Raw genomic sequence first — 26,222 nt, forward strand, 5'->3', positions numbered from 1 at the left:
GAGACATACAGCATGCAATGGGACGTTGTGATCGGGCTGGAGATTCATACCCAGCTCGCCACCCAATCGAAGATTTTCTCCGGCAGCGCCACCACATTCGGCTCCGAGCCCAACACCCAGGCCAGCCTCGTCGACCTGGGCATGCCTGGCGTGCTGCCGGTGCTCAACGAGGAAGCGGTACGCATGGCAGTGATGTTCGGCCTGGCCATCGACGCCGAAATCGGCCAGCAGAACGTGTTCGCGCGCAAGAACTACTTCTACCCCGATCTACCCAAGGGCTACCAGATCAGCCAGATGGACCACCCGATCGTGGGCAAGGGCTACCTGGACATCACCCTGGAAGACGGCACCACCAAGCGTATCGGCGTGACTCGCGCGCACTTGGAGGAAGACGCCGGCAAAAGCCTGCATGAAGACTTCCAGGGCGCCTCGGGAATCGACCTGAACCGCGCGGGTACCCCGCTACTGGAGATCGTCTCGGAACCGGACATGCGCAGTGCCAAGGAGGCGGTAGCCTACGTCAAGGCCATTCACGCCCTGGTGCGCTACCTGGGCATCTGCGATGGCAACATGGCCGAAGGCTCGTTGCGCTGCGATTGCAACGTGTCCATTCGCCCCAAGGGCCAGGCTGAGTTCGGCACCCGCTGCGAGATCAAGAACGTCAACTCGTTCCGCTTTATCGAGCGTGCCATCAATACCGAGATCCAGCGCCAGATCGAGCTGATCGAAGACGGTGGCAAGGTGGTGCAGGAAACCCGCCTGTACGACCCCAACAAAGACGAAACCCGCTCCATGCGCAGCAAGGAAGAGGCGAACGACTACCGTTACTTCCCAGACCCAGACCTGCTGCCAGTGGTAATCGAAAGCGCCTTCCTTGAACAGGTGCGCGCTTCCTTGCCTGAGTTGCCGCCGCAAAAGCGCGAGCGTTTCCAGAGCCAGTATGGGCTCTCTGCCTATGACGCCACGGTGCTGGCGTCCAGCCGTGAACAGGCCGATTACTTCGAGCAGGTCGCAGCCTTGGGCGGCGACGCCAAACTGGCGGCCAACTGGGTAATGGTGGAATTGGGCAGCCTGCTCAACAAGCTGGGCATAGACATCGACCAGGCCCCGGTCACCGCCGAGCAGTTGGGCGGCATGCTGGTGCGCATCCGCGATAACACCATTTCCGGGAAAATCGCAAAGGTGGTGTTCGAAGCCATGGCCAATGGCGAAGGCACCGCGGACCAGATCATCGAAGCCCGCGGCCTGAAGCAGGTCACCGACTCTGGCGCCATCGAAAAAGTGCTCGACGACGTGCTGGCGGCTAATGCCGAACAGGTGGAGCAATACCGCGCCGCCGACGAAGCCAAGCGCGGCAAGATGTTCGGGTTCTTCGTGGGCCAGGCGATGAAAGCCTCCAAGGGCAAAGCCAACCCGCAACAGGTGAACGAAGTACTCAAGCGCAAGCTCGAAGGCTGACCGACCTTCACCCGCTGGCTCCCCCCGTAGGCGCCAGCACAGCTGGCGAATCAACGCTCAACGGCATTCAGAAAGGGTATCGCTATCGCCGAGCTTGCTTCATTACCTCCCTTAAGCCTGCTGCAATTTGCACTGGGCCTACTTTTGCTGGTGCTAGGCGCCGAACTTACGGTGCGTAACGCGCTGCGCTTGGCCGAACGCGCCAGGGTGCGGCCATTGGTGGCGGGTTTATCACTGATGGCCCTGGGCAGCAGCGCGCCACAGCTGGTGGTCGGGTTGGGGGCAGTGAACGCGGGGGCACCGGATGTAGCCGTGGGAAGCCTGGTCGGCGGCAGCCTGTTCAACCTGTTGGTCATTCTAGGGTTATGCGCACTGATCGTGCCCTTACGGGTATCGTTGCCGGTAGTGCGCCTGGACCTTCCGCTGGTGATAGGGGCAGCCGCCCTGCTCTACCTGCTGACCTTGGACCAGCACTTGAGCCCACTGGAAGCAACCTTGCTACTGGCGAGCTGGGCGCTGTACCTGGGCATACTGGCCTGGCAATTCCGCCGCAAAGGCCGCCCGGCGCCCTCTGGCCCCAGTAGGCAGCGCTCGCCCCTGGCTGCCACCCTGCGGGTGGTGGCGGGTATAGCCCTGCTCGCTCTGGGTGGGCAGTGCCTGGTCAGCGCCACCGTGGTCTTCGCCAATGAGCTAGGGCTATCGGAGCGCGTGATGGGGCTAACGATAATGGCCGTGTGCGCCTCCTTGCCTGCGTTATTGCTGTCGCTGTTGGCCACCTGGCGCGGCGAGCGGGAGCTGGCGGTGGGCAACGTGATCGGCAGCAGCCTGTGCAACCTTACCGTGGTGCTGGCCATCACGGTATTAGCCAGCCCTGCCGGGCTATCGGTATCCCCCAATAGCCTGGTGTTCGAACTGCCCGTGCTGCTAGGCGCAGCGGTGCTGGCGTGGGTGCTGTTCCGGTTGGGTTATCGCCTCAGCCGCCTGGAAGGGCTATTGCTGCTGGCCTTGTATGCGCTCTTTGGCGTGCACCTGATCGCCTTCAGTACGGATATGCTGTTGGCGGTGCGCATGGAACGTTGGCTTGAAAAGTACGTACTGCCCACGTTGGCGGTACTGGTGAGCCTCGCCGCCTGGCGCCAATACCGTAGCGCCCTTGGGCGTTAGATCCAGCCGGCCCAATGCAATAGAAAGATACCCACGTTAGTGGTAACGATGGCTGTGAGCGTGGTCACCACCACGATGGTCGCTGCCAGCCGGTAATTACCATTGGCGGCCCTGGCCATCACATAGCTGACCGACGCCGTAGGGGCCCCGAAATACAAGAAAAGAATCCCTAAGTCGGCCCCTCTAAAGCCGCATAGCCACGCGCCTAGCGTAGAGACCAAGGGCAAGGCCACCATCTTGACCATGCTGGCGCTCAGGGCCAGGCGGCTACCTGCCCTTAATGCCGACAACGACAGCGTGCCGCCAATGCAGATTAGCGCCAGGGGGAGCGTCATGTTGGCAAGGTACTGGGCAGAGGCGTCAATCCAGCCCGGCAAGGGCAGTTGCCAGATGACAAAAGGCACCGCCGCCAGCACCCCAAGAATCAACGGGTTGCGCAATACCCCCAAGGCCAGGCTGACTGGGTCCGATTTCATCGTTGGGCTGTAATAGGCCAGCACCACGGACGACAAACTGTTGTACAGCACAATCATCACCGCCGCCAGGATCGACCCCACGGCAATGCCGTAATCCCCGTACATGCTGGCTGCAAGGGCTAAGCCAATAATGCCGTTATTACCGCGAAAGCACCCCTGCACGTAGACGCCCCGGTCCGCCTCCGGGCAATGCCAGCGCGCCCACTGCCAGATCAAACCAAAGCTCACCACCGTCGCCACGCCGAAGTACAGCATCACCCCCAGTTGCAGGGCCTCGTTGAGGTTGGCGTGGATGATCCCTAAAAACAGCAGGCAGGGCATGGTAACGTTGAACACCAACTCCGACGCCACCTTGATAAAACCGTCGTCGATCCAGCGTACCCGCTTGAGCAACAGGCCCATGAACAGCATCGCGAACACCGGTGCGGTGATGTTCAGCGTTTCCAGGAAAGTCCCTAACATGGGCGCGACGGTCCGTTATCCGTTATCGGTCTTTGCATGATAAGTCAGCCTAACGAAAAAGCGCGCCCGAAGGCGCGCTTGAATGCTCAATCTAGGCGTTACTGCGGGCCAAGCTTGTCCATCAGGGCGGCGAGCATTTCGTACTCTTCGCGGGTGAGGTCGGTCAGCGGGGTGCGGACCGGGCCTGCATCGTAGCCGGCGATCTTGGCGCCCGCCTTGACGATACTCACGGCGTAACCGGCCTTGCGATTACGGATGTCCAGGTAAGGCAGGAAGAAGTCATCAATCATCTTGCCCACGGCAACGTGGTCGTCGGCAGCGATAGCGTGGTAGAAGTCCATGGCCAACTTCGGCACAAAGTTGAATACTGCCGACGAATAGACCGGCACACCCAGGGCCTTGTAGGCCGCCGCGTACACCTCGGCGGTGGGCAGGCCACCCAGATAGCTGAAGCGGTCGCCCAAGCGACGGCGAATGCTCACCATCAGTTCGATGTCGCCCAGGCCATCCTTGTAACCGATCAGGTTAGGGCAACGCTCGGCCAACTGCTCCAACTGCACGGCATTGAGGCGGCAGACGTTACGGTTGTAAACGATCACGCCAATGTTTACAGCCTTGCACACCGCTTCCACGTGAAGGGCCACGCCGTCCTGAGAGGCCTCGGTCAGGTAGTGCGGCAGCAACAGCAGGCCTTTGGCGCCCAGGCGCTCGGCTTCTTGCGCATATTCGATAGCCTGGCGGGTGGAGCCGCCTACGCCCGCGAGAATTGGGACGCTGGTGGCACAGGTATCCACTGCTGTTTTGATGACTTCTGAGTATTCGCTAGCGGCCAGGGAGAAGAACTCACCGGTGCCGCCGGCAGCGAAGAGCGCGCTGGCGCCATAGGGGGCGAGCCATTCCAGGCGCTTGATATAACCGGCGCGATTGAAGTCGCCCTTGGCGTCGAAGTCGGTCACCGGGAAAGACAGCAGGCCGGCGGAAAGGATGGACTTAAGTTCTTGTGGAGTCATTGTTGTGAACACCCTGGTGCGCTGAGAACGAAAACCGGCAAGTGCCAGTGTTGTAAGTCATCGTACAACTACATTGAGGGAGATACAAGCGCGATGCGTGGCATGGCTGATCGCTAGCAAGCCAGGCTGCTACCGGAGGAAAGTAATGCCCGTAGCAGCAGGCCTTGGCCTGCGACCGGTTCAACACGGTGGCAAGACGGAGGTGAAGACCGCAGCCGCCAATTCGCTAGCTGCTACAGAAAGGGCCGCGCCGGGCTACCTTAAGCCGGGTTGGCGGCGGCTTCTTCGTGGGCCTGGCGCAGGCGCTCGCGGCTGTTGGTAAGGTGCAGGCGCATGGCCGCGCGAGCGGCGTCGGCGTCTTGGCGGGCGATGGCGTCGAAGATCTCTTCGTGTTCGCGGCTTAGGCGGGTCATATAATGCTGCTGATCGTCATGGGCCAACCGCGCTGAATTCAAACGCGTGCGGGGGATGATGCTGGTGCCCAGGTGAGTCATGATATCGGTGAAATAGCGGTTGCCTGTAGCCAGGGCAATGCTCAGGTGAAACTGGAAGTCCGAGGCCACCGCGTCCGTGGCATGGGCGGCGCTTTCGTTCAGCGCATCCAGGGCCGCGCGCATGGCCAGCAGTTGCTCATCCGAGCGGCGATGAGCGGCAAGGCCCGCGGATTCAACCTCCAGGCTGATACGCAACTCCAACACGGCCAGCACGTCACGCAGGGTAACGATGGTGGCCGGGTCGATGCGAAAACCGCTGGGGCTTGGCGTATCCAGCACGAAGGTGCCAATGCCGTGGCGGGTTTCCACCTGGCCGGCGGCTTGTAACCGAGAGATCGCCTCGCGCACCACGGTGCGGCTAACGCCCTGCTCTTCCATGATGGCCGATTCAGTGGGCAGCTTGTCACCACGCTTGAGGTCACCGTTACGAATGCGCTCGCTCAGTATTGCTACCAATTCCTGAGCGAGGCTGCGGGGTTTCTTGCGGGCGCGTAGCGCGACGCTCTGATTGTCCATAGGTAACGCGGTCTCGGATTGATCACGGCCCATCATAGCGCAAAAGCGCTGTGCGCCATCACCTCAGACCGCGCCCGATGTATTCACCTGCTCGGCGCGCAGTTGGCCGCCTTCAATACGTACCTGACGAGGGTGGAAACGCCGCAGGCTACTACGATGGCCCACGCTGAGAATGCTCAAGCCAGGCAACTGCTTGATCAGGCCGTCGTACAGCGCGGCTTCGTCCTCTTCGTCCATGGCTGAGGTGGCCTCGTCGAGGAACAGCCACTGTGGGCGGTACAGCAGGGCGCGGGCGAATGACAAGCGCTGCTGCTCACCCGGCGAGAGCAAGCGCTGCCAGTGATTGCTTTCGTCCAGCCGGCCCACCAGGTGGCCCAAGCGGCACTGCTCTAGCGCCTGCTGATAGGCCTCGGTGGCGTAGGCATCCCCCGCCAGCGGATAGCTCAGCGCCTCCCTCAGGCTGCCGATAGGCAAGTAGGGCTTTTGCGGAAGGAATAGCGTGCGCTCGGTGGGCAGGTCAATCTTGCCTTCACCCCGTGGCCACAACCCGCCCAGTGCGCGCAACAGCGTACTTTTGCCGCTGCCCGAACGCCCGCTAAGCATTACCCGCTCACCCGGTGCTACCTCCAGGCTGGCCTTCGACAGCAGTGCGCGGCCGTCGGCCAGGCCCAACTCAAGCCCGGTTACATTCAGGCTATGGCCCTGAGGCTGCACATTAATGGGCTGCCCACGGGCTTCGTTTTCATCCATGGCCTGCCGGAAACTGAGCAGACGGTCACAGGTGGCGCGCCATTCGGCCAGGGAGGCGTAGGCTTCGATGAACCAGCTGAGGTTCTCTTGCACGTTGCCGAAGGCAGAGTTGATCTGCATCAGCTCGCCGAGCTGGATCTTGCCAGAGAAGTATCTAGGCGCTGCCACTACGAATGGGAAGATGACCGCGATCTGCGCGTAGCCGTTGGTGAAAAAGGTAAGACGTTTCTGCACTTGCATGAGCGACCAGAAGTTACTAACTACACGACCCAGGCGGTCGCCCAGACGCGAGCGCTCATTTGTTTCGCCGTTATACAACGCGATGCTCTCGGCGTTTTCACGCACCCTGATCATAGAGAAGCGCATGTCCGCCTCATAGCGCTGCTGGCGGTTATTCAACGGGATCAAGCGGCGCCCGATCAAGTGGGTAAGCCAACTGCCTATTACGGCGTACAAGAGCGCAACCCAGAACATGTAGCCTGGGATAGTCACTCCGAACACCTCGATACTTCCAGAAACCCCCCAGAGGATGATGGAAAAGGACACGAGGCTGACCACTGTACGCAGCAACCCCATGCCGAGGCTCAAGGTAGTGCTGGTAAAGCTGTTGATGTCTTCGCTGATGCGCTGGTCAGGGTTGTCCGTATAGGCGCCAGCTTCAAGGTGATAGTAGTTTTTGCTACCCAGCCAGCGGCTTAGGTGCTGCTCAGTAAGCCAACGCCGCCATTGAATAGTTAGCATCTGTGTCAGATAAAGACGGTAGACGGCGCTCAGGATGGCAATCACCGCAATAGGGCAGAAATACAGAATCAGGTGAGTGAAGGCTTCGAGGTTTTTATCCTGCAGCGAGTTATAGAAGTCACGGTTCCATTTGTTGAGGATCACAGAGATCCCCACACTGAAGAGAGAAAGTCCAATCACGGCTAGAAGGAGCAACCAGGCCTTGCCCTTCTCCTCGCTACGCCAGTACGGCGTGGTCATTTCCCACACGCGGCGCAAGAACTGCCCGCGTACGGCATCGTTCACCGCGGAGTATTCAGCGTTATCATTCATAGTTTGCTCAAAGCATCCAGACGCCCACCTGGCCGACAACGGGGCCGGTGGCGGGCAGGGAACGAAAATATCGGCGTATCACGAACGACGCTTAGCGCCGCACCGGCCGCTTCTGCAACTTGCGCTGCAAGGTACGCCGATGCATGCCCAGGGCACGGGCCGTGGCGGAGATATTGCCTTCGTGCTCGGCCAATACCCGCTGGATATGCTCCCACTGCAAGCGGTCAACCGACATAGGGTTATCCGGCACCAGGGTATCCAAGTCTGCGTGCTCGGAGAGCAAGGCCGCCAGTACGTCATCGGCGTCGGCGGGCTTGCACAGGTAGTTGCAGGCGCCGCGCTTGATCGCTTCCACCGCGGTGGCAATGCTCGAATAGCCCGTGAGGATCACCACCCGCATTTCCGGGTCCAGTTCCAACAGCTTGGGCAGCAACACCAAACCGGAGTCGCCTTCCATTTTCAGATCCAGCACCGCGTAATCGGGAAGGTCGTGTTGGGCCAGTTCCAGGCCATTCTCGGCGGAGCCCGCGGTACTTACGCGAAAGCCCCGGCGGCCCATGGCCCGCGCCATCACCCGGGTAAAGGTTGCGTCGTCGTCCACCAGCAGCAAATGGGGCAGTTCTTCGCCGTCTGGCGCCTGGGTTTCGTCAGTCATGTGGTTCTCCTGAGGCGTTACGGGGCAGGCGAAGCTCGGTGAGCGTGCCCCCATCCTCGTGACTATAGAGTTTTACCGAGCCGCCGGCGCGCGTCACGCTGGCTTTGCTCAAAAACAGGCCAAGGCCGAAGCCCTTGCCCTTGGTGGTGAAGAAAGGTTTACCGATTTGCTCGGCAATGGCCAGGGGTACACCCGGCCCATGGTCGCGAATACTGATGAAGATGTTTTCATCGTCCCAGTCCAGGCGCACTTCGAGGTTATCCGGGCAGGCGTCGGCGGCATTGTTGAGCAGGTTCAGCAACGCCTGCGTGAGGTCGGCTGGCGGCGACAGTTTTGGCGCAACGCTCTGGGCCAGGCGATGCAGCTTATAGCTTGCTTCTGGCCGCATCAGGTGCCAACGGTCCAAGGCTTCGCCCAGCCAGGCGGTAACCTCCTGCTCGCTGACATCCTGGCGCCGGTTCGCCTCGGCTGCCCGTACCAGTTGCTGAAGGGTTTGTTTGCACAGCTGGACCTGGTCTTGTAGCACCTGAAGGTCGTCCTGTAGCGCAGGGTCGGCATGGTCCTGGCGCATCTCTTTGAGTAGCACGCTCATAGTGGCCAGGGGCGTGCCCAATTCATGGGCAGCACCGGCGGCCTGGGTGGCAACGGCCAGCAGTTGCTGATCTCGCAGGCCTTCCTCCCGGCGCTGGGCACGCCATTCGTGCTGGCGGCGCAATTCTTCGGCCATGCGCGCGGCGAAGAAGGTGATCACCGCGGCGGCCAGGGCAAAGCTTAGCCACATACCGTAGATTTGCAGGTTTTCCCGAGCCACCACGCCGGTTTCCAGCGGATAGAACTGCACCAGCAGCAAGGTATAACTGGCCAGGGCCAAACCCGACAGAATCAGGGAATACACCCAAGGCAGTGTGACCGCGGCGATGGTCAACGGCACCAGGTAATAAGACACGAAGGGGTTGGTACTACCGCCGGAGTAATACAGCAACGCACTGTGGATCAATAAATCGCAGGCCAGTTGTACGGCGTTTTCCTGCTCGGTCACCGGCAGGCTGGTGTGCAAGCGTAGCGCGGTCAGGGCGCAGAGCACGGCCGAGCAACACAAGGTAATGCTCAGCTGCCACCAGGGGAGGGGCAGCAGGTGAGTAAGGTAAGCAAAGCCCACGGAGCCTGCCTGGGCTGCCAGCACCAGGATACGCACCCCTGTGAGGTGCCAGAGGTTTTGGCGGGTGGCCGATAGTGGCGGCGCGGCGGCGAGCATCTTCTCTCCCGTAAGGGTGCACTGAAATGGGCCACGGGAGTATAACGGCCTAACCCCTATGCTTGGCAGCGCTACATCAAAGCGCCATAGCTTTAGGAACCGCCCACAGGGTGGCAAAGTCCCAGGTTTTGAATGTTACTCAAGGAAGCCCCCATGCCTTACAAACTAGCTGCATCGGCCCTCGCCGCCTGCCTGGCCACCGCCGCGCTACCTGCCCTGGCCGACGAGCCGCGTTACAACCAGATCACCCTGCATGCCGAAGCCAGCCGCGAAGTGGCGCGCGACCTGATGAGCGTAACGCTGTATAGCGAAGCCCAGGACACCGACCCAGCTCGCCTGGCCGAAACCGTAACCAAAAGCCTCAATGAAGCCTTGGGCAAGGCCCGTCAGGCCAAGGGCGTAACGGTGCGCCAAGGCAGCCGGAACAGCAACCCGGTCTACGACGACAAGGGCCAGAACATCACAGCCTGGCGCGAGCGTGGCGAGCTGCGCCTGGAAAGCCAGGACTTTGCTGCCCTGGCCAGCCTCACCGGCCAACTGCAACAAAGCCTCAAGCTCGGTGGCATGGATTTCAGCATTGCCACTGCTACTCGACAACAAAACGAAGACGCGCTGATCAAGGATGCTATCGAGGCGTTCAAGGCCCGCGCCCACATCGCCGCCCAAGCCATGGGTAACCAGACCTACAAGGTGGTCAACCTGACCATCAATAGCAGCGGTGTGCCCCAGCCTTACCTGCGTATGCCCATGCTCAAGGCCGCCAGGGCCGAAGCAATAGCCCCGGATGTAGAAGCGGGCACTACGGAAGTCACCGTCAGCGCCGACGGCACCATCGAATTGCAGATGTAGAGGATCTACACAATTACCCTGTAGATGTCACATAACGTCTTGCGCAGGATTGAGCCACATACTGGGCTGATTTCCCCCTGTTTACCCATTTGGCCCAGTATTCACAGGCCTTAGCACCAAAAAGGTGCATACCCCGCCCAAGGCGCCTTGCGTAACGCCGAAATACCCAGCGAAACGGCCACGCAAACGTTTAAATCGCATTAAATTTATATTTATGCGACATTCCAGTACGTCCGTACTGCATTTTCGGAACCTTCCGAGCCTTTTGCATTGCATTCGGTATGAGCCCTGCATAAGTATCGGCAGGGAGGCCCATAAGGCCTTCCTCTTTTCGAACAAAAGCCAACAATGAGGCCACCATGCTCAAACACGCAGTCATTCCGTTCCTGGTCGGTGCCGGCCTGCTCGCTGTTACTCCGCTGAGCCAAGCCGCGGCCAACCTGGTGTTCTGTTCGGAAGGGAGCCCGGCTGGCTTCGACCCCGGTCAGTACACCACCGGCACGGATTTCGACGCTTCCGCTGAAACCGTTTTTAACCGCTTGGTACAGTTCCAGCGCGGCGGTACTCAGGTCGAGCCAGGGCTCGCCACCAGTTGGGACATCTCCGATGACCACCTGACCTACACGTTCCACCTGCGCTCTGGCGTGAAATTCCATACCACGGACTATTTCAAGCCTACCCGTGACTTCAACGCCGATGACGTGCTCTTCACCTTCAACCGCATGATCGACAAAGACATGCCGTTCCGTAAGGCCTACCCTACCGAGTTCCCGTACTTCACCGACATGGGTATGAACGAGAACATCATCAAGCTCGAGAAGCTCGATGACGCCACGGTACGCTTTACCCTCAAAACAGTAGACGCAGCGTTCATCCAGAACCTGGCCATGAGCTTCGCTTCGGTCCAATCCGCCGAGTACGCCGACAAGCTGCTCAAGGAAGGCAAGCCACAGAACATCAACCAGCAGCCTATCGGCACTGGGCCTTTCGTGTTCAGCCGCTACCAGAAAGACGCCCAGATCCGTTTCAAGGGCAACAAGGACTACTGGAAGCCTGACGACGTGAAGGTGGACAACCTGATCTTCGCCATCACCACCGATGCCTCGGTGCGCATGCAGAAGCTCAAGAAAAACGAGTGCCAGGTCACCGCTTACCCTCGCCCGGCAGACCTCAAGCCGCTGGAAGCAGACAAAAACCTGCAAATGCCTCACCAGGCTGGCTTCAACCTGGGCTACATCTCTTACAACGTTACCAAACCCTGGCTGAAGGATCTGAAGGTTCGCCAGGCGCTGGACATGGCAGTCAACAAGCCGGAAATCCTCAACGCTGTTTATCAAGGTGCCGGGCAGTTGGCCGTGAACGCCATGCCCCCTACCCAGTGGTCGTATGACACCAGCATCAAGGATGCCCCTTACGACCCGAAAAAAGCTCGGGAACTGCTCAAAGAAGCGGGCGTACCTGAAGGCACCGAGATCGAGCTATGGGCCATGCCCGTCCAGCGCCCTTACAACCCCAACGCCAAGCAAATGGCTGAGATGCTCCAGAACGACTGGGCTCAAGTGGGTATCAAGGCCAAAATCATCAGCTACGAATGGGGCGAATACATCAAGCGCGCCAAGAATGGCGAAACCGGTGCCATGCTTATTGGCTGGAGCGGTGATAACGGTGACCCGGACAACTGGCTGGGCACCCTGTTCAGCTGCGCCGCGTTCAACGGCAACAACTTTGGCAAGTTCTGCAACCAGGACTACGAAAAACTGATCCAGGCCGCCAAGGCCATTCCGGATCAAGACAAGCGCACCGAGCTGTACAAGCAGGCGCAACAACTGCTTAAACAACAAGTGGCGATGACCCCCATCGCGCACTCCACGGTGTACCAACCGATGCGTGCCAACGTAACTGATTTCCGTATCAGCCCGTTTGGCCTCAACTCCTTCTACGGGGTTGGCATCAAGGACTGATCTCCTTACCAGCGTAACCGTTCGCTCACCGTGGCCAGGGAAGGCCCGGGAGCGGCGGTTGCTGCCTGATGCTCAGGCAGCGCGCTGAAATTTCGCACAAGCTTCAAAGAAATCACGGATGCAACGCTTTGGTGGCACGGCTTAAAGTCGGCCGCTGGCCCCTCTGTTCGCGCAAAACAGAAGGGCGACCCTTTTCCCTAGGGAAAGGCCAAGAAGAGATCGGCGCCAGAAAAAGGCGTTGGCAAAAAAAAAGACATCAGGAGCTACCACCCATGAGAACCACCCAACGCACCTTGCTGGCCCTTGCCGTCGGCAGCTTCAGCACCTTCGCCCTGGCTGAACCTGCCAGCCAGGACTTCGTGCCGCTGACCGTGAAAAGCACCAGCGCTCAGGACGAAGCCACGGGTTTTATCGAAGGGCAATCGTTGTCGGGGACCACGCGTAACTTCTTCGCCAAGGAGAAATTCAAAAACACCGACGGCGGCCGCTTTAAGGTTCCCAAAACGAACGGCGTTTCTGAAAGAACCAACGATCGTACAACCTGGACCCAAGGCACCATCCTCAACTACACCTCGGGCTTCACCCAGGGCACCATAGGGGTGGCCGTTGAAGGCGCTCTCTATAACGAAGTGGCCTTGGAACGTGGCAACGGTCGTATCGTGGGCGGTAGCAACCGTACATTGGCGGACAGCGATGGCGACGCTGTAGACCAGTGGAGCAAGTTGGGTTTGGGAAACCTCAAATTGCGCTACTCCAACACCATCCTGACCGCTGGCCGTCAGACCCTGAACACGCCGATGGTCGCCAGCATCGGTAACCGCGCCTTGCCTTCGAGCTTCGAAGGGGTCGCCTTGCACAGCGCCGAATTCGATAACCTGACCTTCGACCTCGGCACCTTCGACCGTGTTTCGCCACGGACCGAGCAAAGCTTGACCCGTTTCACCACAGAATACGGTAACGGCGCGACTGCCGATCACGTGCATACCGCAGGCTTGGTGTATAAGCCACTCAAGAGCCTGGAAACCAGCTTCTACGCCACCCAGGCTGAAGACCTCTGGAACCAGTACTACTTCGGTTTGACCCACGAACTGGGTGATGCTGACGTCTTTGCACTGACCTCCTCCTTGAACTACTACAAGACCAAGGATGAAGGCAGCAAAAAACTGGGCAGCATCGACAACAACACCTACAGCTTTAGCCTCACCGGTACCCATGGCGCTCACAGCCTGACCCTGGCCTGGCAGCAAGTGGACGGTAACGAGTACTTCGACTACCTACACGAAACCAACGGCATCTTCCTGGCCAACTCCTTGCTCTCGGACTTCAACGCCCCTAACGAGAAGTCCTTCCAGATCGCTTACGGCCTGGATATGAGCAAGTTCGGCGTGCCTGGCCTGAAGTTCAGCATTTACAGCGCGCGTGGCTGGGATATCGACGGTACCCACTACGATAACGTACGTAACAAAGGTTATGACGTAAAAACCCTGGATGGCGAACACCACCAGGAATACGGTGTAGGTACCTCCTATGCCGTACAGAGCGGCCCGCTTAAAGCCACCACCATCCGTGCGACCTACACCACTCACCGTGGTAGCAAGGACAAAGATGCTCAAGGCATCGTTCATGCGCAGCCAGATGGCAGCGAAAATGAACTGCGGATCGTTACCACGGTTCCATTCAACATCCTGTAAGCGCACCGTCGTGGTGGCGGGTGGATAAAACCGTCGCCACGGCCTGTTGGTTCTGAAAACGAGAGACTCCCATGACAAGCCATTCCTTGCGCGCTGCTGTAGGCGCGGCATTGTTCAGCCTTAGCGCACTGGCGGCGGCCAAGCCGCTGGTCGTGTGCACCGAGGCCAGCCCCGAAGGCTTCGACATCGTCCAGTACACCGCGGCCACCACCGCGGACGCGTCCTCACAAACGGTGTTCAACCGCTTGGTGGACTTCACGCCCGGCGGCACCGACATCGAACCTCAGCTCGCCGAGCGCTGGGACATTTCCGAGGATGGCAAAACCTATACGTTCCACCTGCGTAAAGGTGTGAAGTTCCACACCACCGATTACTTCAAACCCACCCGCGAATTCACTGCCGATGACGTGGTGTGGACCTTCCAGCGCCAACTGGACCCTAAGCACCCTTGGCACGATAAGTCCCCCATGGGCTTCCCGTATTTCGAGGCCATGGGCTTTAAGGATTTGCTCAAGAACGTGAGCAAAACCGATGACTATACCGTGGTGTTCGAGCTGAACCATCCAGAGTCGCCCTTCCTGCGGGACATGGCCATGGGCTTTGCGTCGATCTACTCCGCCGAGTACGCCGACCAACTGCTCAAGGCGGGCAAAACCGGCGATATGAACACCAAGCCCATCGGCACCGGACCGTTTATCCTGACGCGCTACAACAAAGACGCGCAAATCCGGTATAAGGCCAACCCTGAGTATTTCAAAGGCAAGCCGCCCGCAGACCCTTTGGTGTTCGCCATCACCGTGGACAACAACGTGCGTTTGCAGAAGCTCAAGGCCAATGAATGCCAGGTAGCGCTGTACCCGAAGCCGGACGATATCAAGTCCCTCAAGGCTGACCCCAACCTGCGCGTGGATGAGCTCGAAGCGCTGGTGGTGAGCTATGTGGCCATGAACACGTCCCACAAATACCTCAGCGATGTGCGGGTGCGTCAGGCCATCGCCATGGCGCTGGACAAGCCAAACCTGGTCAACACCTTGTTCGGTGCTGGCAACGCCACCGTAGGTACCGGCCCTTACCCATCGACGTTGCTGGGTTTCGACTCTACACTTGCCGACCTTCCCCATGATCCGGAGAAGGCCCGAGCCCTGCTCAAAGAGGCTGGGGTACCGGAGGGGCAAAGCTTTACCGTGTTCACCCGCAACGGCGGTGGCGTGACCAACCCCAACCCACCGCTGGCCGCCCAGTTGCTGCAGGCGGACATGGCCAAGGTAGGCCTGAAGGCGGATATCCGCATCATGGAATGGGGCGAAATGGTCAAGCGTGCCAAAATGGGCGAGCACGACCTGGTGTTCTACGGCTGGGCCGGCGACAACGGCGACCCGGACAACTTCGTAAGCCCCAACCTAAGCTGCGACGCGGCCAAGAGCGGGGAGAACGCCGCGCGCTGGTGTAACCCGGCGTACGACAGCCTGCTGGCGCAGGCACGGGCCGAAACGGACACGGCCAAGCGGGCTGAGCTGTACAAACAGGCCCAAGCGATTTTCCAAAAGGAGCAACCCTGGATCAGCCTGGCCTACCCCAAGCTGTTCGTCGCAACCCGTAAAAACGTCGAGGGCTTCTATATAAGCCCCATGACCTATAACAACTTCGCCACAACCCAGGTGAAGTAATAACCGACCTGCCGCGGCCCTACCCGGGCCAGCGGCGGGCTCCGAGGCGGGGGCCGGTTTAACCGTCCCCCGCCTCGGCCGTACTGGCCGATGAGGTATGACCTTAAAATGCTGAGCTTTATTGCCCGCCGAGTGGGACTGTTGATTCCCACCTTCTTCGGCATCACCTTGCTGACGTTCGCGCTCATACGCCTGATCCCCGGAGACCCGGTGGAAGTGATGATGGGAGAGCGGCGGGTCGATCCCCAAATGCACGCCGAGGCCATGGAGCGCCTTGGCCTGAACAAGCCCTTGTACGTTCAATACGGCAACTACATCGCGCAATTGGCCCACGGTGACCTGGGCCAGTCGCTGCGCACCCGGGAAAGCGTGTGGAGCGAATTTACCTCCCTGTTCCCCGCCACCATGGAGCTGTCCATCGCCGCGCTGATCTTCGCCGGCATCCTCGGGCTGCTCGCGGGCGTGATAGCGGCCTTGCGACGAGGCTCACTGTTCGACCACGGGGTGATGGGCATCTCCCTGGCGGGTTATTCAATGCCGATTTTCTGGTGGGGGCTGATCCTCATCATGTTCTTCTCGGTCACCTTGGGCTGGACCCCGGTGTCCGGGCGGATCGACCTGCTCTATGACATTCAGCCCAAAACCGGCTTTATGCTGATCGACACCTTGTTCAGCGAAGACGAAGGCGCCTGGGTCGATGCCCTGCGGCACCTGATCCTGCCGGCCATCGTGCTGGGCACCATTCCGCTGGCAGTCATCGCCCGCATGACTCGGTCTTCGATGCTTGAAGTGCTGCGTGAAGACTACATCCGTACCGCGCGCGCCAAGGGCCTCTCCCCTACCCGCGTAGTGTTCGTACACGGCTTGCGCAACGCGCTGATTCCGGTACTGACCGTATTTGGCCTGCAAGTAGGCACGTTGTTGGCCGGTGCGGTTTTGACCGAGACCATCTTCTCCTGGCCGGGCGTGGGTAAATGGCTGATCGAGGCCATCGGCGCCCGTGACTATCCCGTGGTACAGAACGGCATTCTGTTGATTGCCTGCCTGATCATCATGGTCAACTTCGTGGTGGATATCCTCTACGGCTTGGCCAACCCACGTATTCGTCACCAGCGCTGAGATCCCGCCATGACTACCCAAGCTCAAACCACGGCAGCCGATCAAAGCCTGCTGTACCCCTCCCCTTACAAGGAGTTCTGGACCGCCTTCGCCCGTAACAAAGGCGCGGTGGCTGGCCTGCTATTCATGATCCTGGTGGTGTTCTGTGCCCTGTTCGCGCCCTGGGTCGCCCCTTTCGACCCCAGCGAGCAGTTCCGCGACGCCTTGCTTACCCCGCCCTCCTGGGCCGAAGGTGGCCAGCTGCAATACCTGCTGGGCACTGACGAACTGGGCCGTGACCTGCTCTCGCGGTTGATCCATGGCGCGCGCCTGTCGCTGCTGATCGGCCTGTCGTCCGTGGTGATGTCGTTGATTCCTGGCATCCTGATGGGGCTGGTGGCTGGGTTCTTCCCCCGCGTGCTTGGCCCCTCGATCATGCGCCTGATGGACATCATGCTCGCCTTGCCGTCGCTGCTGCTGGCCGTGGCCATCGTGGCCATTCTCGGCGCGGGCCTGATCAACACCGTGATCGCCATTGCCGTGGTTTCGCTACCGTCCTACGTTCGCCTGACCCGTGCCGCAGTGATGGGCGAGCTCAACCGTGACTACGTCACCGCCGCCAAGCTGGCGGGCGCGACCCTGCCGCGGTTGATGTTCATCACGGTATTGCCCAACTGCCTGGCACCGTTGATCGTGCAGGCGACCCTGAGTTTCTCCTCCGCCATCCTCGACGCCGCAGCCCTGGGCTTCCTGGGCCTGGGCGTACAGCCGCCCACCCCGGAATGGGGCACCATGCTGGCCTCGGCGCGCGACTACATTGAGCGTGCCTGGTGGGTCGTGAGCCTGCCTGGGCTGACCATCCTGCTCAGTGTGCTGGCGATCAACCTGATGGGCGACGGCCTGCGCGATGCGCTGGACCCGAAACTCAAGAATGCGATCTGAGGAGGCCACCATGTCATTGCTCGAAATCAAAAACCTAAGCGTGCGCTTCGGCGACGCCAATGCCGTGCCAGTGGTAGACGGCCTGGACCTCACCGTGGATCGCGGCCAAGTATTGGCCATCGTGGGTGAGTCCGGCTCCGGTAAATCCGTGACCATGATGGCCCTGATGGGCCTGGTGGAAGCCCCTGGCATCGTTAGCGCCGATGCCCTGCGCTTCGATGGCCAGGATATGCTCACCCTGAGCAAGCGCCAGCGTCGACAGGTAGTCGGTAAAGACCTGGCGATGATCTTCCAGGACCCAATGACCGCCCTGAACCCCAGCTACACCGTGGGTTTCCAGATCGAAGAAGTGCTGCGCGCGCACTTGGGCCTCTCTGGCCGTGCCGCCCGTGCCCGCGCCCTGGAGCTTTTGCAGAAAGTGGAAATCCCGGCTGCCGCCAGCCGCCTGGATGCTTACCCGCACCAGCTTTCCGGTGGCATGAGCCAACGGGTGGCCATTGCCATGGCCATCGCCGCCGAGCCTAAGCTGCTGATCGCCGACGAACCTACCACTGCGCTGGACGTGACCATTCAGGCACAGATCATGGAGCTTCTGCTGGCCCTGCAAAAGGACCAGGACATGGGCCTGATCCTGATTACCCACGACCTGGCCGTGGTCGCTGAAACCGCCCAGCGGGTGTGCGTGATGTACGCCGGCCAGGCCGTGGAAGTGGGCCATGTGCCGCAGCTGTTCGATGCTCCGGCGCACCCCTACAGTGAAGCGTTGTTGGCAGCGATTCCCGAACACAGTGAAGGCGCCGAGCGGCTGTCTACGCTACCGGGCATCGTTCCAGGCCGCTACGACCGCCCTCATGGCTGCCTGCTATCGCCACGCTGCCCCTATGTACAAGAAAAATGCCGTCAGCAGCGCCCTGCCCTGGACCCAAAAACCCAGAGCCTGGCCCGCTGCTTCTTCCCGCGTAACCAGGAGGTGGCGTGATGAGCGTCGTACTTACCGCTCGCGAGCTGACTCGCCATTACGATGTGTCCCAGGGTGTGTTCAAGCCCCACGCTACGGTGCAGGCGCTCAATGGTGTGTCCTTCGAACTCGAAGCCGGCAAAACCTTGGCCGTGGTGGGTGAGTCCGGCTGTGGCAAGTCCACCCTGGCGCGGCAGCTCACACTGATCGAAGAGCCCAGCTCCGGTTCGCTGAAAATCGCTGGCCAGGAAGTGGCCGGTGCCAGCAAGGAAGAACGCAAACAGCTGCGCCGTGATGTGCAGATGGTGTTCCAAAGCCCCTATGCCTCGCTTAACCCTCGACAGAAGATTGGTGACCAGCTGGGCGAACCCTTGCTGATCAATACCAACTTGTCCAAAGCTGAGCGTCGGGAAAAAGTACAAGCGATGATGCAGCAAGTGGGTTTGCGACCGGAGCACTACCAGCGCTACCCGCATATGTTCTCCGGTGGTCAGCGCCAGCGTATTGCCCTGGCCCGAGCCATGATGCTGCAACCTAAGGTGCTGGTGGCCGATGAGCCTACCTCGGCGCTGGACGTGTCTATCCAGGCCCAGGTGCTGAACCTGTTCATGGACTTGCAGCAGCAGTACCACACCGCCTATGTGTTCATCTCCCACAACCTGGCCGTGGTTCGCCATGTGGCCGATGACGTGCTAGTAATGTACCTGGGCCGGCCCGCGGAAATGGGGCCTAAGGAAGACCTTTACCACAACCCGCTGCACCCCTACACCCAGGCGCTGCTATCGGCTACCCCAACCATCAAGCCCGACCCGGACAAGCCAAGGATCAAGATCGCCGGCGAATTGCCTAACCCGCTCAATCCCCCCTCGGGCTGCCCTTTCCATAAGCGCTGCCCTTATGCCACCGAGAAGTGCGTCACCGATGTGCCTGCCTTCCGCCCGGTCGGCACGCGCCAAGTGGCTTGCCACTACGCCGAGCAGTTCCTGAAGTAACTCAAGGGCGCGATTACCTTGTAGGGCCGGGCTAAGCCTGGGAGTCACGCGATGCGCCGGCTGTGCCGGCTCCTACAAGGTAGTGCCAGCCGCCTGCCTCCCGCCGATCGCCCCAAGGGATCGGCGCGCACTGCCAGGTAGTCGCTGTTGTATGACTATCAGCGGAGGCTACCATGCGTGTTCATCACCTTAATTGCGGTTGCATGTGCCCGGTGGGCGGCGCACTGTTCGACGGTCACAGCCATGGCCTAACGGCGCGGCTGGTGTGCCATTGCCTGTTGATCGAAACCGCTACCCAGGGCTTGGTTCTGGTGGATACCGGCTTCGGTAGCCAGGATGTGAACCACCCCAAGCGGCGCCTGAGCCAATTCTTTCGGTACTTCAACAATATCCAGCTTGAACACCGCTATACCGCGCTGACCCAGATTCAACAGCTAGGCTTCTCCGCTGCCGATGTGCGCCATATCGTGCTGACCCACCTGGACTTCGACCATGCCGGTGGCCTGGAGGACTTCCCTAACGCCAAGGTGCATGTGATGCAAAGCGAGATGACTGCCGCCAGCCATGCGGCCGGTTTGCGCGATACACGGCGCTTCCGTGCTCAGCAATGGAAAGGGGTAAAGGAGTGGGCGTTCTACAACCCGGAGGGTGACCGCTGGAATGGTTTCGAAGCAGTACGGGCCCTGCTAGGGGACGCTCAGGAAGAAATCTTGCTGGTGCCCCTGGCAGGGCATACCCCAGGTCATGCAGGGGTTGCATTGCGTACCTCGGAAGGCTGGCTGCTGCACGCGGGGGATGCGTATTTCTACCGTGGGGAGGTGGGTCAGCCTGAGCGCCATTGCCCGCCTGGGCTGCGCTTCTATCAACGGATGATGGACTTTGACCACGACCAACGGGTGACCAACCAAAATCGCTTAAGGGCACTGTCCCTGGCCAAGGGCACGGGCGTTCGTATGTTCTGCAGCCATGACGCCGTGGAATTAGAGCGGATGGTTTAGCGAGGGTCAGCGCTTGAATGCAAAACGCCGCGATCAGATCGCGGCGTTTTGGTATCAGCGGCTGTTTAGTGCATGAACAGCGCGATCAGGATGATGATCGGGATTGGGATACCCAGGAACCACAGCAGTAAGGAACGCATAATGTTTCTCCTTGTTCAATCGTAGGCGTAGACGGTCTCAGCGAACCGGTACGGTAGTGGTTTGGGTCACGTGACGGTCAGTGTCCAACCAGCGAGCGCTATCACGCTGACGGCCACCTGCAAGAGCGGCGAAGCTAGCAGCGAAGGCACCACACAGCAGGGCGATAAAGGTCCACAGCGAAGCCCAGGCAGCGGCTTTAGCGGCAGCGTCCGCGGCTTGCTTGGCGGCTACCTTGGCGTCTTCAGTGGTTTTAAGCACTTGGGCGTACACTTGGTCTACACGGGCTTCCGCTTCTGCCTGGGTCAGGCGAGTACGCTGAGCGACCATCTGTGCCAGGTATGCGCGGTCATCGGCGTTCAGTTTGCCGTCACCGGCCAGGGCCTTGGTGAAGATGCGGTTGGCAACGCCATTGACGGCATCGTCGCTAACCGAGGCAGGGCCTTCGCTACGGAACAGGCTGTCGACGAAGTAACCCATTGGGTCGCCGCCTTTACCGCTGTTGGCGGCAGCACTGCCAGCAGCACTACCGGCCACCTGCGCAGCACCGGAGACAACGCTGGCACCTGCTTGCGCGCCAGCACCGGCGACATTACCCGCGGTACCTACGATCAGCGCGGTGGTTACCAAGGTAGCTACGGCCCAGCTCAGGAAGCCATGGGCGGTGTCACGGAAATACACTTCATCGCCATGCAGGTTGGCCCAACGTACACGCAGGCGGCCTGCAATGTAGCCACCCAAGCCGGAAGCAAGAATAGCGGTGACCAGCAGGTAGACGATGCTAGAGACGCCGATCGCTTTCGCGCTCGCGCCTTCGTTTGCCCAAGGTGAAGACGCGGCAAAACCTAGCCCCGCCCCCAGCACTACGAGTATCAACGTCAGGGCCGCGGCTGCGGCGGCACCAGCGAAGATGGCAGCCCAGGACACACCTGAGCGATTTGGGCCGTCCGCGGCGGCGGATGAGTAATCGGCAGAAGTAATCATTTAGCGAGGCCTTTTTTAGTTAGCAATTAGTCCATCACGGGGGGTATTGCAGTGGGCGTGCCAACTCTATCTAAAAAAGCGTAGGTCCTTATGAAACAACAGGTTACAAAGCCATGTTAAAAAAGCCATCATGCAAAATGCCAGATCTCCTCATCAAGGCCATGGTTTTATGCAATACCCTAATCGTGATCCAGTTCACACATTTCGGAACTCATACGCTAACTATGCGCACCGTTTTTGCCGCCGGTCGCAGCGCCGGGTAGCACACTACAACTCGCTCCCGTGGGGTCAGTCAGCTTTAAAGCCCCTTTCATAGAAGAGTGACTTATTCATGCGTGCCTGGCCCTTATTACTGCTCGTTCCCGCCGCAGCCTTATTGCTGTCCCGCAACACTCGCCCGGTTAGCACGGCTCAGCGCGCCACACTGGCAGGCAAAACCTTTGTAGTGACCGGCGCCTCCAGCGGCGTGGGTCGAGGTACCGCCCTGGCACTGGCCAGCGCTGGCGCTAACGTGGCTATTGCCGCACGCCGCACCGATGCCTTGGAAGACCTGGCGCAAGAGATGCGTGAGTTGGGCGGCCTACCTTTAGTGGTTACCACGGACGTTAGCGATGCTGCCCAGATGCAGGCCCTGATTGAGCAAACCCTTGAGCGGTTTGGCGTAATCGATGGCTGGGTGAACAATGCTGGCATTGCTTCCATCGGCCTTTTTGAAGACGTGCCCTTGGAAGACCACTTGCGCTTGCTGGATGTAAACCTGAAAGGCGTGGTAACCGGCAGTTACCTGGCCATGGGGCAGTTCCGCGCCCAGGGCTATGGCACTTTGGTTAACGTCGGCTCAGTGGACAGCGAAATCCCCCATGCCTATCAGGCGTCTTACTCTGCTTCCAAAGCCGGCGTACTGATGCTGGGCCGGGTGCTGAATGAAGAACTACGGCTCAAGCGCGAGCCAGACGTGCACGTCTCCACCGTAATGCCGTGGGCACTGGATACGCCGCTGTGGGACCACGTTGCCAATTACACGGGCCATGCCGCGCGCATGCCTACCATGGATGACCCACAGAACGTGGTGGATGCGATTATCCAAACGTTACTCACCCCCCGCAAAGAAATCGCGGTGGGCTACAAGGCCAAGCTGGCCTACTACAGCCACCGTGTAACGCCGAGGCTTAACGAGCGGCTTTCAGGCCTGGCCATCAAAAAGGCCGAAGTAGAAATGAACCCTGCTATGCCAGACACCTCTGGAAGTTTCCACACGCCAGTGGAGGCAGGCCAGCGCATGGACGGTGGTATCAGGGAGCGCCTTCGCCAGGAGCAGGCCGATCGGATTTGATGCAGGCTCCTAGCCAATTTTCGCTGGTTATAACGTAGTAATGTTTCACTGTAGGAGCCAGCAAAGCTGGCGAACAGCGGCTTTTGGCTGCCTACGCTGTCTCTTCGCGAACTGGCGCTCGCGCCTACAAGAGATAGGCTTGCGTTGTCGCCAATTCGCTGGCTGGCGCCAGCTCCTACAAGGGCAAGGGGTATTACCCGCGGGTATCGACCAGCACTTCACTTACCTGCTGTACCGGCGTAATGGTGGTGAAGTTGGGCACGTCGGCGCTTAGCTCATTGCCATGAGGCCCCATGGCGGTGGCCAGCGAGGCGAGGGACGCGAAATACAGGTTGCACTGGGTGATATAGCGAGGGTTACCACCTTCATCGTTACCACTAACGCCTTTCTCTACCGAGTAGGACAACAGGCTAGGGCCCAGCCGTTCCTTGACCAGCCCCATGTGGTTCTCAAGGTAGTACTTGTAGTCGAACGTGGCGCCTTCGGTATAGGGATAAAGCACGGACACTTTGATCATGGGAAAGCCCTTACAGTGGAATAAGGGCCCCAGCATAGGCCACCCGCAGCGCCCTGGGGAGTGGCCTAAGATGAAACAGTGCCGTGCCTAGTGATGCTCGCGGGTAGCGCGGAAGGTCACATCCGGCCAGCGCTCCTGCATCACCGAGAGGTTGACCCGCGTGGGCGCCAGGTAGGTCAGGTGACCACCGCCGTCCATAGCCAGGTTTTCCACCGCCTTGGTTTCGAATTCTTCGAGCTTCTTCTTATCGCCACAGGCGATCCAGCGCGCAGACCACACCGTGATCGGCTCGTAGGCACATTCCACCTTGTATTCTTCCTTGAGCCGGCTGGCGACCACGTCAAACTGCAGCACACCCACGGCGCCGAGGATGATGTCGTTGCTGCGCAGCGGGAAGAACACCTGAGTCGCGCCCTCCTCGGCCAGCTGCTGCAAACCCTGACGCAGCTGCTTGGACTTGAGCGGGTCTTTCAGCCGTACGCGGCGGAACAATTCCGGCGCGAAGTGCGGAATACCGGTGAAGCCCAGGCTTTCGCCTTCGGTAAAGGTGTCGCCGATCTGGATGGTGCCGTGGTTGTGCAAGCCGATGATGTCCCCGGCGAAGGCCTCGACCAGTTGCTCGCGCTCGGACGAGAAGAAGGTCAGTGCATCGCCTACGCGCAAGTCCTTACCAGTACGCACATGGCGCAGCTTCATGCCTTGGTCGTACTTGCCCGAGCAAATACGCATAAAGGCGATACGGTCCCGGTGTTTAGGGTCCATGTTCGCCTGGATCTTGAACACGAAGCCGGAGAACTTCTCTTCAATGGGCTCGACGGTACGCTCGTGCGCTACCCGTGGCAGGGGCAGCGGCGCCCAGTTCACGACTGCGTCCAACACGTGGTCCACGCCGAAGTTGCCCAGGGCCGTGCCGAAGAACACCGGGGTCAACTGGCCATTGATGAACTCATCGCGGTCAAAGGTGTGGCAGGCACCCTGGACCAACTCCAGCTGTTCCACAAAGCGGTCGTATTCATCGCCCAGGTGCGAACGGGCTTCGTCCGAATCGAGCTTCTCGATGATCTTCACATCGGTGCGCTCGTGGCCGTGGCCAGGGGTGTAGACGATGATGTAATCGCCTTCGAGGTGGTACACCCCCTTGAAGTCCCGGTAGCAGCCGATGGGCCAGGTAATGGGCGCGGCCTTGATCTTCAGCACGGCTTCGATTTCGTCGAGCAGCTCGATAGGGTCGCGGATGTCCCGGTCCAGCTTGTTGATAAAGCTTACGATAGGCGTGTCACGCAGGCGGCACACGTCCATCAACGCGATGGTTCGCGGCTCTACGCCTTTACCGCCGTCCAGCACCATCAGCGCCGAGTCCACCGCGGTGAGGGTGCGGTAGGTGTCTTCGGAGAAGTCTTCGTGGCCGGGGGTATCGAGCAGGTTGATCATGTGCTCGCGGTAAGGGAACTGCATCACCGAGGTGGTGATAGAGATGCCCCGTTGCTTTTCCATTTCCATCCAGTCACTGGTCGCATGGCGGTCGGACTTACGCGACTTTACCGTACCGGCCACGGCGATCGCCTTGCCCATCAGCAACAGCTTTTCGGTGATGGTGGTTTTACCCGCATCGGGGTGAGAAATAATGGCGAAGGTACGGCGCTTCGCGACTTCAGCGGCCTGTTGGGTCATGAAGGGTGCCCAGGGTGACGGTAAAAAAGGGCACGGATTATAGCGTATAAACACCTACTGCTGTTCAACCTCTTGGCGAGCGGCGAAACGCCCTGAATACCTGGGGCGCAGGCGCTTGGAAGCACCCACGGCCAGCAAGCCCAGAGCCCGCCACAGACACCCCGGCCTGGCCAAACGAAGCCGTACATGTGAACCTTTGCGGCGCTGAAGGCGTCCATTCACTCGATACGATGCCTCTCGGGACGGCCGCACTGGCCATATTCAGCCCGACGGGTTGTGCTCATGGCTCGCATCGCGCCCTGTTTGCCAGGCAACGTGTACGGGCTGCATCTCGCGCAGCTAGCTGGCAGCCCTTAGGGTGTGCCACGCAACGCCGCGCCGACTTGGAAAGAGGAGTCCTTCTATGGCTAATGGCTATGGAAAGGGGCTGTTGGGCGCCGCGGTTATCGCGGTGATCCTGGCCCTGCTGGTCCACTGGATCGGTGTAGACACACTACGGCATTACCAGAGTGACTTGTGGTTCTACTTGCAAGCCCACCTTGAGCTGGTACTGGTTTCGATGTTCGCTGCAATCGTTGTGGGTATTCCCGCAGGCATCTGGCTTAGCCGCCCGGCTCGCGCCCATAGCGCCGAGCGCTTCATGCAGGTGTTCAACATTGGCAATACCGTGCCACCCTTGGCGGTGCTGGCCATTGCCTTGAGCATTCTGGGCATTGGCGCATGGCCGGCGATTTTCGCCTTGTTCCTGGCCTCGTTGCTGCCCATCGTACGCAACACCTATGAAGGCCTGAAGAACGTCGAAGGCTCGCTCAAGGAGGCCGCGACCGGGATCGGCATGACGCCACGCCAAGTGTTGTGGCAGGTGGAGTTGCCCAACGCGGTGCCGATCATTATCGGTGGTGTGCGGGTAGCCCTGGCGCTCAACGTGGGTACCGCGCCGCTGTCGTTCCTGATCGGCGCCAACAGCCTGGGCAGCCTGATTTTCCCCGGCATCGCCCTGAACAACCAGCCGCAGTTGGTGCTGGGCGCCGCCTGCACCGCGCTGCTCGCCCTGCTGCTTGACGGCATCGTCACTTTTGCCAGCCGTACCTGGCTCGAACGTGGGCTGGCCCCGGCTCGCTGAGCCTGGC

Annotated in this window: 23 protein-coding genes and 1 pseudogene; 14 read left to right on the forward strand and 10 right to left on the reverse strand. The window is 60.1% G+C overall.

What is annotated here, in order from left to right; genetic code table 11:
- Positions 1-12 precede the first annotated feature (12 nt).
- Positions 13-1,458: an Asp-tRNA(Asn)/Glu-tRNA(Gln) amidotransferase subunit GatB gene (gatB, locus tag ACWKV4_RS00950; RefSeq protein WP_483830260.1), complete on the forward strand. Its 1,446-nt coding sequence runs from the start codon at positions 13-15 to the stop codon at positions 1,456-1,458.
- A 120-nt stretch (positions 1,459-1,578) separates the two neighbouring features.
- On the forward strand, positions 1,579-2,622 hold the full coding sequence (locus ACWKV4_RS00955) for a calcium/sodium antiporter (protein WP_483830562.1): 1,044 nt from the start codon (positions 1,579-1,581) through the stop codon (positions 2,620-2,622).
- Here the strand turns inward: ACWKV4_RS00955 and ACWKV4_RS00960 are convergent.
- From ACWKV4_RS00960 to ACWKV4_RS00985, 6 genes are all read right to left on the reverse strand, one after another.
- A complete protein-coding gene (locus tag ACWKV4_RS00960; protein WP_483830261.1) occupies positions 2,619-3,560 on the reverse strand; it encodes an AEC family transporter in 942 nt (313 codons plus the stop codon). The two genes, ACWKV4_RS00955 and ACWKV4_RS00960, sit on opposite strands and share 4 nt — an antisense overlap.
- A gap of 98 nt (positions 3,561-3,658) precedes the next feature.
- Positions 3,659-4,570, reverse strand: a complete 912-nt coding sequence (kdgD, locus tag ACWKV4_RS00965; RefSeq protein ID WP_483830262.1) for a 5-dehydro-4-deoxyglucarate dehydratase — start codon at positions 4,568-4,570, stop codon at positions 3,659-3,661.
- 260 nt (positions 4,571-4,830) lie between these two features.
- Positions 4,831-5,580, reverse strand: coding sequence for a FadR/GntR family transcriptional regulator (locus ACWKV4_RS00970; protein ID WP_483830263.1), 750 nt, complete (start codon positions 5,578-5,580; stop codon positions 4,831-4,833).
- Positions 5,581-5,643: 63 nt separating this feature from the next.
- A complete protein-coding gene (locus tag ACWKV4_RS00975) occupies positions 5,644-7,383 on the reverse strand; it encodes an ABC transporter ATP-binding protein/permease (protein WP_483830264.1) in 1,740 nt (579 codons plus the stop codon).
- A 91-nt stretch (positions 7,384-7,474) separates the two neighbouring features.
- A complete protein-coding gene (locus ACWKV4_RS00980; protein ID WP_483830265.1) occupies positions 7,475-8,038 on the reverse strand; it encodes a response regulator transcription factor in 564 nt (187 codons plus the stop codon).
- Positions 8,031-8,426: an ATP-binding protein gene (locus tag ACWKV4_RS00985; protein WP_483830563.1), complete on the reverse strand. Its 396-nt coding sequence runs from the start codon at positions 8,424-8,426 to the stop codon at positions 8,031-8,033. Before ACWKV4_RS00985 ends, ACWKV4_RS00980 begins: the two co-directional genes overlap by 8 nt.
- Between ACWKV4_RS00985 and ACWKV4_RS00990 the strand changes: the two genes are divergently transcribed.
- Entirely contained in the window at positions 8,343-8,561 is a 219-nt protein-coding gene (locus tag ACWKV4_RS00990) for a hypothetical protein (protein WP_483830564.1), read from the forward strand. The genes ACWKV4_RS00985 and ACWKV4_RS00990 overlap by 84 nt on opposite strands.
- On the opposite strand, the pseudogene ACWKV4_RS00995 reads toward ACWKV4_RS00990, so the two are convergent.
- Positions 8,529-9,293, reverse strand: a pseudogene (locus ACWKV4_RS00995) (ActS/PrrB/RegB family redox-sensitive histidine kinase); the annotation flags it as partial. The gene ACWKV4_RS00990 and the pseudogene ACWKV4_RS00995 overlap by 33 nt on opposite strands.
- Before the next feature lie 153 nt (positions 9,294-9,446).
- On the opposite strand from ACWKV4_RS00995, the gene ACWKV4_RS01000 reads away from it, so the two are divergent.
- From ACWKV4_RS01000 to ACWKV4_RS01040, 9 genes are all read left to right on the forward strand, one after another.
- Positions 9,447-10,142, forward strand: coding sequence for an SIMPL domain-containing protein (locus ACWKV4_RS01000; protein ID WP_483830266.1), 696 nt, complete (start codon positions 9,447-9,449; stop codon positions 10,140-10,142).
- 359 nt (positions 10,143-10,501) lie between these two features.
- Positions 10,502-12,103: an ABC transporter substrate-binding protein gene (locus ACWKV4_RS01005; protein ID WP_483830267.1), complete on the forward strand. Its 1,602-nt coding sequence runs from the start codon at positions 10,502-10,504 to the stop codon at positions 12,101-12,103.
- A gap of 272 nt (positions 12,104-12,375) precedes the next feature.
- Positions 12,376-13,794: an OprD family porin gene (locus ACWKV4_RS01010; RefSeq protein WP_483830268.1), complete on the forward strand. Its 1,419-nt coding sequence runs from the start codon at positions 12,376-12,378 to the stop codon at positions 13,792-13,794.
- Positions 13,795-13,865: 71 nt separating this feature from the next.
- A complete protein-coding gene (locus tag ACWKV4_RS01015) occupies positions 13,866-15,461 on the forward strand; it encodes an ABC transporter substrate-binding protein (RefSeq protein WP_483830269.1) in 1,596 nt (531 codons plus the stop codon).
- Between the two features lie 108 nt (positions 15,462-15,569).
- A complete protein-coding gene (locus tag ACWKV4_RS01020; RefSeq protein ID WP_483830270.1) occupies positions 15,570-16,580 on the forward strand; it encodes an ABC transporter permease subunit in 1,011 nt (336 codons plus the stop codon).
- A 9-nt stretch (positions 16,581-16,589) separates the two neighbouring features.
- Entirely contained in the window at positions 16,590-17,501 is a 912-nt protein-coding gene (locus ACWKV4_RS01025) for an ABC transporter permease subunit (protein ID WP_483830271.1), read from the forward strand.
- Positions 17,502-17,511: 10 nt separating this feature from the next.
- Positions 17,512-18,480, forward strand: coding sequence for an ABC transporter ATP-binding protein (locus ACWKV4_RS01030; protein WP_483830272.1), 969 nt, complete (start codon positions 17,512-17,514; stop codon positions 18,478-18,480).
- Positions 18,480-19,451, forward strand: a complete 972-nt coding sequence (locus ACWKV4_RS01035) for a peptide ABC transporter ATP-binding protein (protein ID WP_483830273.1) — start codon at positions 18,480-18,482, stop codon at positions 19,449-19,451. Before ACWKV4_RS01030 ends, ACWKV4_RS01035 begins: the two co-directional genes overlap by 1 nt.
- Before the next feature lie 173 nt (positions 19,452-19,624).
- Complete coding sequence (locus ACWKV4_RS01040) at positions 19,625-20,449, forward strand: MBL fold metallo-hydrolase (protein WP_483830274.1); 825 nt, start codon at positions 19,625-19,627, stop codon at positions 20,447-20,449.
- A 177-nt stretch (positions 20,450-20,626) separates the two neighbouring features.
- On the opposite strand, the gene ACWKV4_RS01045 is transcribed toward ACWKV4_RS01040, so the two are convergent.
- Positions 20,627-21,571, reverse strand: a complete 945-nt coding sequence (locus ACWKV4_RS01045; RefSeq protein WP_483830275.1) for a hypothetical protein — start codon at positions 21,569-21,571, stop codon at positions 20,627-20,629.
- Between the two features lie 331 nt (positions 21,572-21,902).
- Here ACWKV4_RS01045 and ACWKV4_RS01050 point away from each other — a divergent pair, with 331 nt between their 5' ends.
- Positions 21,903-22,904: an SDR family NAD(P)-dependent oxidoreductase gene (locus tag ACWKV4_RS01050; protein WP_483830276.1), complete on the forward strand. Its 1,002-nt coding sequence runs from the start codon at positions 21,903-21,905 to the stop codon at positions 22,902-22,904.
- A gap of 193 nt (positions 22,905-23,097) precedes the next feature.
- Here the strand turns inward: ACWKV4_RS01050 and ACWKV4_RS01055 are convergent, their stop codons facing one another.
- Positions 23,098-23,421 carry an EthD family reductase gene (locus ACWKV4_RS01055; protein WP_483830277.1) on the reverse strand — a complete coding sequence of 108 codons (324 nt, stop codon included), beginning with the start codon at positions 23,419-23,421 and terminating at the stop codon, positions 23,098-23,100.
- Positions 23,422-23,508: 87 nt separating this feature from the next.
- Complete coding sequence (locus tag ACWKV4_RS01060; protein ID WP_483830278.1) at positions 23,509-25,092, reverse strand: peptide chain release factor 3; 1,584 nt, start codon at positions 25,090-25,092, stop codon at positions 23,509-23,511.
- Between the two features lie 403 nt (positions 25,093-25,495).
- Between ACWKV4_RS01060 and ACWKV4_RS01065 the strand changes: the two genes are divergently transcribed.
- Positions 25,496-26,215 carry an ABC transporter permease gene (locus ACWKV4_RS01065; protein WP_483830279.1) on the forward strand — a complete coding sequence of 240 codons (720 nt, stop codon included), beginning with the start codon at positions 25,496-25,498 and terminating at the stop codon, positions 26,213-26,215.
- Positions 26,216-26,222 lie beyond the last annotated feature (7 nt).

It is taken from the genome of Pseudomonas artemisiae (assembly GCF_057128685.1).